Consider the following 9020-nt stretch of genomic DNA (forward strand, 5'->3'; position numbering starts at 1 on the left):
TGCCGCCGAAGGCGAAGATCACCGCCGAGGTATGCAGCGGGCGCAGCCGGCCGAAGCTGGTCCAGGGCAGGTCCCAGTTGAGCAGGGGGAAGGCCAGCTGGAAGGCGACGTAGGTCCCGGCGAGAAAGCCCACGACGCCCCAGAGCGTCGTCGCGATCACCCCCGCGCGGACCACGTCGTCGTTGTAGCCGCTTTCGGGGCGCGGGCCGTCGATGGCGTATCGGTCCTGCCCGCCCGCCCGGCGGATCGACCAGATGAAGAGGCCCGCCGATAGCAGCGCGAGCAGGAACGCGTGGAACCGGTAGACCGGGTCGGTCCCCCAGTTCGCCGCAATCGCGAACAGCAGAGTCAGGATCCCCAGGGCCGCAATCTTCGCCGCGTCAATCATGTCGTCCTCTGCCCCGTCCCGGCGCCGGATCCCGATCCGGCAGCGATCCTCTAGAATGGCGCACGCATGCAACGCATTATCCAGGCCCGCATTGATTCAGGTCAAGGCGCCGGCAAGCCACACCACCGGACACACCTTGCCCGCCTCGGCCCGATCGGTGCAAGGGAAAGAGACGATCGGCGATCGTGTTTGTCGGCCTTGCCGCCGAGCGTGTCAGATCAGCACGCCGCCATCGGCGTCGTCGCCCGACTGGTCGATGAGCTTGGCGAAGTCGGGCACATGGACCATCCGGTTGTCGCCCAGCTCGATCAGGCCCTGGCGGCGCAGTGCGGAGATCTGCCGGCTGACGGTCTCGATGGTCAGGCCGAGGTAGTCGGCCATCGCTTCGCGGGTGATGTGGAGCGGGAAGCGCAGCCCGTCCTGCGGGACATTGCGGTGAAGCTCCGCATCGCGTCGGGCCATGATGACGAAGAGGCTGGCGATCTTCTCGCGCGCGGTCTTGCGCCCCAGAAGGAGCATCCATTCCCGTGCGGCATCGAGCTCGTCGAGCGTCATCTCCAGCAGCCGGTGCTCGATATGCGGGCTCCGGCCGACCATGCGCTCGAATTCGCTCTTGTTGAACATGCACAAGGTGATCTTGGTCGCGGCCACCACGTCGAAGGACAGGGTCGCGCGGCCCGGACGGCCGACGAAATCCGACGGCAACAGCAGGCCGACCATCTGCCGGCGGCCGTCGGGCAGGGTGCTGGAGAGCATCGCGACGCCGTCGACCACCGATCCGACGAGCGGCATATGCTCACCCGCCCAGGCGATGGTCTCGCCGGGCGCATAGGTGCGGTAGGTCTTGATGCGCTCAAGCTCCTCGAAATCCTGAGACTCGCAATGCGAGCAGACCGCCCGATGCCGAATCGGGCAATCCGCGCATCGCGTCCGGACAGGCCTGTGGGTCGCGCCGGCCGCCATCGTTCCCCGTCCTCTCCCGTCAGATCTTCCAATTTATATATGCGTTTGATCTCGATCAAGGAAGATCGCCGGAGGCGGAGAGCACCGTTCGAGGCATGACCTCGCGCGATCTTCTCATCGAGTCCGGAATACTCGACCGGAAGGTGCCGCGATATCTGAGTTATCCGACGGCGGCGCAGTTCCACGAGGGCATCGGCGCCGCGCAGTTCGATCTCTGGACCGAGGGTCTGGCGCCGGGGGCGCGCGTGGATCTCTATGTCCATATCCCCTTCTGCCCGGAGCTCTGCTGGTTCTGCGCCTGCCGCACCCAGGGCGCTCCATCCGCCCGGGCGGTCGGCGGCTACCTCGATGCGCTCCACCGGGAGATCGAGATGGTCGGGGCGCGGATGCCTGCCGGCGTGACGGTAGCCACGATCCATTGGGGCGGCGGATCGCCGACGATCCTGCAGCCGGCGCAGATCGACGCACTCGCGGCCCGGTTGCGCAGCGCCCTTCCGGTCGAGCCCGGGGCGGCGTTCCGGGTGGAGGTCGATCCGCGGCATCTGCAGCCCGCCAGGGCCGAAGCCCTGGCGAAGGCCGGCATGACCGGTGCGATCCTGGGCGTGCTCGATTTCGCGCCGGAGGTGCAGCAGGCCGTCGGGCGGCGCCAATCCGTGGCGCAGACCGAGGCGGCGGTGGCGATGCTGCGGAGCCGCGGCGTCGGTTCGGTCGGGATCGAGCTCGTCTACGGGCTCCCCCATCAGAGCATCCGGAGCCTGTCGGAGACCCTGGCGCGCGTTCTGGCGCTCGCGCCCGATCGAATCGCCGCCTTCGGCTATGCGCATGTTCCCTGGATGGCCAAGCGCCAGCGCATGATCGAGGATCGCCACCTGCCCGGCCTGGCCGCGCGGCTGGCGCTCCATGAGGCGGCCTCCGGCGCGATCCTCGCCGGGGGCTATCTGCCGGTCGGGATCGACCATTTCGCGCGTCCGGGGGATCCGCTCGCCCGCGCCGCCGCGAGCGGTGCGCTCCGGCGGGGCTTCTGCGGCTATTCGGCGGGCTCGGGGGACGCGCTGATCGGCCTCGGCGTCTCGTCGATCTCGCGCTTTCCGCAGGGCTTCGTACAGAACACGCTTCAGACCGGCGTCTACCGGTCGCGGCTCGCGGCCGGCGGGGGCGCGAGCCGGCGCGGGATTGCGCTCGGGCTCGAGGACAGGGTGCGCGCGCGGGCGATCGAGATGCTGATGTGCGATTTCCGGCTGGATCTGGATGCGCTCCGGGCGCAGTTCGGCGATTTCGCCCGCCTGCTCGAACGCGGCATCGCGCTCGCCGGGGACCGATTCGGCAGCGCGGTGCGGCGGCGCGGCGGGGTGCTCGAGATCGTCGCGGACGGGCCGCTGCTGGCGCGGCCGGTCGCGCAGACCTTCGACGTCTATCCCGCCTCTCCGGCGCGCCTCGTGCTCGCGGTCTGATGACGCTTTCATGGGGGCGGGTCTGGCCGCTGCGGGCTTTCTCCCGGTTTCCCTCGTCCGGATGCCGGACAGGCGCTTCACAGGACCGCTGCCCGATCGGCTCGGCCCGCCGAGATCGGATTTGCCCCGGGGCGGCGTTTCACGATGAAACGCTATTCAACCAATTGTAATTGCACATAGTTTTTGATTCCGGTCGGCCGACCCGTCCAAACCGAAGCTCGTATCAGATGTCGGAGGCGTCGCTGACCCGACGTCGGGTCGTGAAGGCGCGGTCGATCTCCGGGTTCAGGTCGGTGCCGAGCCCGGCGCCGGGGGGGATGGTGATCATGCCGTTCCGCACCTCGGGAAGCGCGGTCAGGAGATCCCTGTACCAGGTGCGGTAGAAGGCGCGCACGCTTTCCTGGACCAGCGCGTTCGGGGCGTTGAGCGCCAGATGCGTCGAGGCGGTCAGGACCACCGGTCCGGTGCAGTCGTGGGGCGCGACCGGCAGATGCCAGGCCTCGGCCATGGCCGCGATCTTGCGGGCCTCCGAGAGCCCGCCGCACCAGCTGATGTCGAGCATGACCACGCCGGCCACCCCGGTTTCCAGCAGGTCGCGGAACGCCCAGCGCGATCCCAGCGTCTCGGAGGCGCAGATCGGCGCCACCGATGCGGCGGCATAGCGCTTCAGGCTGGCGAGGCTGTCCATGCGGATCGGATCCTCGTGCCAGAAGGTCCCGAAAGGCGCCAGCGCCCGGGCGATCTGCATCGCGGGCAGGAGCTGCCACATGGAGTGGAACTCGACCATGATGTCCATCCGGTCGCCGACCGCCGCCCGGATCTTCTCGAAGGGCTCGATCGCGGCGGCCAGATCCCGGCCGGAGATGTATTGCCCGCGCGTCTTCTCCGCGGCCCCGTCGAAGGGCCAGATCTTCATCGCGGTGATGCCTTCCTCGAGCAGGGAAAGGGCGAGCTCGTCCGCGCGGTGCAGGAAGCCGTTGAGGTCGTCGTATTCCGTGTTGCCGCCGGAAAGCCCGTAGTTCCGCGTCGCCTGGCCGGTCGCTTTCTTGATGTATTCGGTGCCGGCGCAGGTGTTGTAGGTGCGGATGCTCGGCCGGGAGATGCCGCCGAGCAATTGCGCCACCGGCTGGCCGGTCGCCTTGCCGAAGAGATCCCAGAGCGCGATGTCGAAGGCGGAATTGCCGCGCGTCTCGGCGCCGGAGGAGCGGAAGCCGAGATAGCCCACCAGATCGGCCGCGAGCAGGTCGATCTGCAGCGGGTCGCGGCCGATGACCCGGGGCGCGACGTATTCGTGGAGATAGGTCTCCACCGTCTCGGCCATGAAGAAGGTCTCTCCCAGGCCCCGCAGCCCCTCGTCGGTCTCGATATGGAGCCACAGAAGGTTCGGTCTTTCCTCGATTCGGATGGTTTCGAGCCGGGTGATTCTCATTCTCGGTGCCTCATACCTGTCCCGCGGCGGCCAGGACGCGGACGCTCTCGTCGAAATGCCGCGCCATGGCCTCGCATGCGCGCCCCGGATCGCCGGCGGCGATCGCCCGGGCGATGTCGCGGTGGATGTCGATCATCGCAATCTGCTCCTCGGGCCTCGCCCGGCTGCGCCAGTTGATCGGCCAGGTCTGGCGCGACACGCATTCGAGGGAGCCCACGATCAGCGCGAAGACCGGGTTCCTCGCCGCCCTGGCGATCGCGCGGTGGAAGCCGAGGTCTTCTTCCATCACCCGTTCCGGCAAGTCGATCTGCCTGCGCATGGCCTCCGCATGGGCGCCGATTTCCTCCGCCTCCGCATCGCTTCGGTGGAGCGCCGCCAGGGCCGCGGTCCGCGTCTCGATCGTCCGGCGCACGTCGTAGACCTGCAGGATGGTGATCTGGTCGGTGTGAAGCCCGTGGGCGATCACCGAGGACATCGCCCCGTAGTCGAGCTCGGCCACGAGCGCGCGCCGTCCGGCCCGGAGGTCGATGAGCCGGAGCGCGGATAGCGCGCGCAGGGCCTCGCGGACCACCGACCGCGAGACGGCCAGCGACCGCGACAGGTCGGCCTCGCTGGGCAGGCGGTCGCCGGGTCCCAGGCCATGCCTGCGGATATGGTCGGAGATCGCGCCCACGGCCGCACTCACCAGCCCGCCATCGCCGGAGTCGATCGTCTCGCCGGAGCGACCCATCGCGGTGTTTGTCCCCAGAATGTAAAAACCTGTCTGACAGGTTTTCCGATAACTGCTGATAGGATTGCCTCGGCCGCGTGTCAATGGGGATGGGGGCGTGCCATCACGGCTTTGTCAGGTCCCGGGCCCGATCCGGCGACCGTCGGGATGTAACGCATCGCAGATCCCTCGCGAAGGGACGGGCGGCAGGGTGACGCAGCGCCGGCGCTCGCATGGCGCGCGATCACCCCCGCGACAGGCGGATGAGGATGGATTCCGGATTACACCGATCGCCGCGCGGGTCTCCGGGCCTCCCTCCCGCCCGGATCCCGCCAGATCGCCAGAGGTCATGCGCCGCATGGCGAAGCTGGCGGCCCCGCCCGCAACCGGGCCGGGTTCTCTGAGAAGATGTGCCGGAGGGATGAAAGGATGCTGGCGTGACGTTCCAGGATGAATTCGGGCTCGAGGTTTCGGGTGGCGCGGCGGGGTCGGAACTGCACTGGAACGCCCTCGTGCGCGGCTTCCTCGCGCATTCCGCCAGGACGCCGGAGCATCTCGAAGCGCTGCTGGCCGCCGATCCGGAGATGCCGCTGGCGCAGGCCTGTCGCGGGCTGTTCTGCCTCCTGCTCGGAAGGCGCGAGCTCCATGCCACGGCGCGGGAGGCGCTCGCCGCCGCCCGCCGAGGTGCGGCCCGGTCCGGGGTCGAACGGCGGGAGGCGATCTATGTCGAGGCGCTCGCGGCCTGGCTCGACGGCCGGCCGAGCGTGACCGTCGCGCACATGGAGGCGATCCTCGACGGCTGGCCGCAGGATGCGCTGGCGATGAAGTTCAGCCAGGCCGTCCGCTTCATTCTCGGCGATCGCTTGGGCATGCTCGCCTCGGCCGAGCGCGTTCTTCCCGCCTATGGCGCGGCCCATCCCGCCCGCGGCTATCTCTTCGGCTGCCAGGCCTTCGCGCTCGAGGAGGCGGGCCGCTACGACGAGGCCGAGCGCCGCGGCCGGCAGGCGCTGGAGATCGCGCCCGACGATGCCTGGGGGCTGCATGCCGTGGCGCATATCTTCGACATGACCGCCCGCACCCGGGAGGGGATCGCCTATCTGGACGGCAACCGGGAGGCATGGGCGCATTGCAACAACTTCCGATTTCATGTCTGGTGGCATCTCGCCCTGATGCATCTGGACCGCGGCGAGATCGACCGGGTCCTCGCGCTCTATGACGACGAGATCCGGCGTGACCACACCGACGACTATCGCGACATCGCCAATGCCTCCTCGCTGCTGCTGCGGCTCGAGCTCGAGGGCATCGCGGTCGGCGACCGCTGGGAGGAGCTCGCGGGCCTGGCGGAGGCGCGCGTCGGGGACGGATGCCTCGCCTTCGCCGATCTCCACTACATGCTGGCGCTCTGTGGCGGCGGCCGTGGCGCGGCGATGCAGCGGCTGGTCCGGCGCATGAATGTCGATGCCCTGCAGAACCGCGGCGAGAGCGATCGCGTGATGCGGAGGCCGGGGCTCGAGGCCGCAAAGGGTCTCATGGCCTTCTGCGAAGGGCGGCATGCAGCGGCCTTCGCTTCGCTGAAGGCGGCGCGCCCGCACATGCAGGATATCGGCGGGAGCCACGCGCAGCGCGACGTCTTCGAGCGGATCACCATCGAGGCGGCGATTCGCGCCGGTGCGCTGGGCGATGCCGCGCGGATCATCGAGGATCGCAGCCGGCGTCGCGGCGCCTGCGACGCCTTCGGCGCGCAGCGCGGTGCCGCGGTCGCGGCACTCTCCGGGGACGCCGCCCCGCGCGCGGGGGCGTTCTGATGCGCAAGGCCGGGACCCGCGCCGCCTCCGGGTCCGCCCTGCCATGAACCCGGCCGGGTCGCCTCCCCGCGCCGGGCCGCGCGACCCGAGGCTCGACTTCTTTCGCGGGCTGGCGATGTTCATCATCGTCATGGCCCATACCCCGGGCAATGTCTGGGCGCTCTGGATCCCCGCGCGCTTCGGCTTTTCCGATGCGGCCGAGATCTTCGTGTTCTGCTCGGGCATGGCCTCGGCGGTCGCGTTCGGCGGGACCTTCGCCACGCGCGGCTGGATCCTCGGCGCGGTCCGGACGCTCTTCAGGGTCTGGCAGGTCTATTGGGCGCATATCGGCGCCTTCCTGGTGACGGCGGCGCTGATGGCGGTCCTCACCGCGATGGAGGTGACGGGCAAGGACTACGTCGATCGGCTGAACCTGTGGCCGTTCTTCACCGACCCGGCCACCAACCTGCCGGCGCTGCTGACGCTCCGCTACGTGCCGAACTACTTCGACATCCTGCCGATGTATCTCGTCATCCTGGCGATGCTGCCCCTGGCCATGGCGCTCGCGCGCGTGCATGCGGGGCTCGTCGCCGTCGCTGCCGGGACATTGTGGCTCGCGGCGAACCTGGGGCAGGTCGCGCTGCCGGCCGAGCCCTGGTCGGGTCGAACGTGGTTCTTCAACCCGTTCGGCTGGCAATTGCTGTTCTTCACCGGCTTCGCCTTCATGGCGGGCTGGCTGCCGGCGCCGCGCGTGTCGGGATGGGGCATCGGCGTTGCGGTCGCGATCCTGATCCTGAGCCTTCCCTTCGCCTATTTCCGGCTGCGCCATGCCGTGCCCTTTCTCGACGAAACGGCGGCCGAGCTTCGACCGCTGACGGCGAAATCGCCGTTCGGCCTCCTGCGCTATGTGCATTTCCTCGCGCTCGCCTATCTCGCCTGGATCGCCGTCGGCGTGAACGGGGTTCGCCTTGGGGCCGAGGGGCTCCGCGGCCGCGCCGTCGCGGTGATCCGGAAGGTCGGGCAGCAGTCGCTCGCGGTCTTCGTCACCGGCATCGTCCTCGCGCAGCTGCTCGGGGTCCTGCTGGACGTGATCGGGCGCGGTCCCCTGCAGACGCTCGCGGCAAACCTGCTCGGCATGGCGGGCGTCGTCGCGACCGCCTATTTCGTGGGATGGATCAAGTCGGTCCCCTGGAGGCGCGCTGCCGCGACGAAGGACACCTCGAGCCGCTCTCATTCCGGCGAAGGGGCGAGGCCCGTGGAGGCGAGGCCATGAAGGCACGGACGCCGGATCCGCGCATCGTCGGGCACGAGCGCCCTTGCTGTCGGTCGTGACGCCTGGGGGGGCGGCGCGGGCGACGGGCGCCGGGATCATCGGGCGTGTCCTGGCGGAGGCAGGCGCCACCCATGCCTTCGGCATTCCGGGCGGGGAGGTCCTGGCCCTGATCGAGGGGCTCGGCGCGGCGGGGATAGACTTCGTGCTGGCGCGGCACGAGAGCGCCGCCGGATTCATGGCCGAGGGCCTCTGGCACGCCACCGGCGCGCTGCCGGTGCTGGTCGCGACGCTCGGGCCGGGGGTCGCAAATGCCGTCAACGTGGTGGCGAACGCGAGCCAGGACCGCGTGCCGCTGATCTTCCTCTCGGGCTGCATCGAGGCGGCGATGGCCGAGAGCTACACGCATCAGGTCGTCGATCACCGGGCGATGCTGCGTCCGGTCGTCAAGGCGAGCCTGCGGGCGGAGAAGCATGCGGTCGGGGTGACCATCGCCAAGGCGATCGCCATCGCGCGCGAGGGCCAGCCCGGGCCGGTGCATATGGACGTCCCGACCGATGTGGCGGAATCCGCCGCCGAGGACGGCCGCGCCGCGCCGCCGCCGGCGGCGGTCTTCGCACCGCCGGCGCATGAGGACGGCCTGCGCATCGCCTCGGAGATGCTCGCCGCGGCCGAGCGGCCGGTCGCGATCGCCGGGCTCGACGCGCTGAACGAGGCGGCGGCTGCGGAGTTGGCCGCCTTCTGCCATGCGCAGGGCGTGCCGCTCGTCACCACCTACAAGGCCAAGGGGCTCCTGGACGAGCGGGATCCGCTCGCGCTCGGATGCGCCGGGCTTTCACCCAAGGCGGATGCGATCCTCATGCCGCTGATCGCCGCCTCGGATTGCCTGGTCCTCGCCGGCTACGATCCGATCGAGATGCGGGCCGGCTGGCGCCATCCCTGGGGCCCGGACAAGCCGGTGATCGAACTGGCGGGGGTCGAGCGCCGTCATGGCATGCATGGCGTGACCCTCGAGCTCCGCGGCGC

Annotated in this window: 8 protein-coding genes; 4 read left to right on the forward strand and 4 right to left on the reverse strand. The window is 69.7% G+C overall.

What is annotated here, in order from left to right; translation table 11 throughout:
* Positions 1–388 (reverse strand): cbb3-type cytochrome c oxidase subunit I (locus V7050_RS14575; RefSeq protein WP_442885698.1); only part of this gene is annotated, 388 nt, incomplete at its 3' end.
* Between the two features lie 213 nt (positions 389–601).
* Complete coding sequence (fnrL, locus tag V7050_RS14580; protein WP_324369450.1) at positions 602–1351, reverse strand: transcriptional regulator FnrL; 750 nt, start codon at positions 1349–1351, stop codon at positions 602–604.
* A gap of 95 nt (positions 1352–1446) precedes the next feature.
* Between fnrL and V7050_RS14585 the strand changes: the two genes are divergently transcribed.
* On the forward strand, positions 1447–2802 hold the full coding sequence (locus V7050_RS14585) for a radical SAM protein (protein WP_324369452.1): 1356 nt from the start codon (positions 1447–1449) through the stop codon (positions 2800–2802).
* Positions 2803–3025: 223 nt separating this feature from the next.
* Here the strand turns inward: V7050_RS14585 and V7050_RS14590 are convergent, their stop codons facing one another.
* Together V7050_RS14590 and V7050_RS14595 are read right to left on the reverse strand one after the other, a co-directional pair.
* Entirely contained in the window at positions 3026–4231 is a 1206-nt protein-coding gene (locus tag V7050_RS14590; RefSeq protein ID WP_324369454.1) for a mandelate racemase/muconate lactonizing enzyme family protein, read from the reverse strand.
* Between the two features lie 10 nt (positions 4232–4241).
* The gene (locus tag V7050_RS14595) at positions 4242–4961 is read right to left on the reverse strand and encodes a FadR/GntR family transcriptional regulator (RefSeq protein WP_324374495.1); all 720 of its coding nucleotides are present in this window, start codon (positions 4959–4961) and stop codon (positions 4242–4244) included.
* A 416-nt stretch (positions 4962–5377) separates the two neighbouring features.
* Between V7050_RS14595 and V7050_RS14600 the strand changes: the two genes are divergently transcribed.
* The 3 genes from V7050_RS14600 to V7050_RS14610 all read left to right on the forward strand — a co-directional run.
* Positions 5378–6745 carry a tetratricopeptide repeat protein gene (locus tag V7050_RS14600; protein ID WP_324369458.1) on the forward strand — a complete coding sequence of 456 codons (1368 nt, stop codon included), beginning with the start codon at positions 5378–5380 and terminating at the stop codon, positions 6743–6745.
* 43 nt (positions 6746–6788) lie between these two features.
* The gene (locus V7050_RS14605; protein ID WP_324374498.1) at positions 6789–7997 is read left to right on the forward strand and encodes an OpgC family protein; all 1209 of its coding nucleotides are present in this window, start codon (positions 6789–6791) and stop codon (positions 7995–7997) included.
* Between the two features lie 43 nt (positions 7998–8040).
* On the forward strand, positions 8041–9020 hold a 980-nt coding region (locus tag V7050_RS14610; protein ID WP_324410724.1), incomplete at its 3' end, for a thiamine pyrophosphate-binding protein.

It is taken from the genome of Amaricoccus sp. (assembly GCF_036846665.1).
Classification (GTDB): Bacteria; Pseudomonadota; Alphaproteobacteria; order Rhodobacterales; family Rhodobacteraceae; genus Amaricoccus.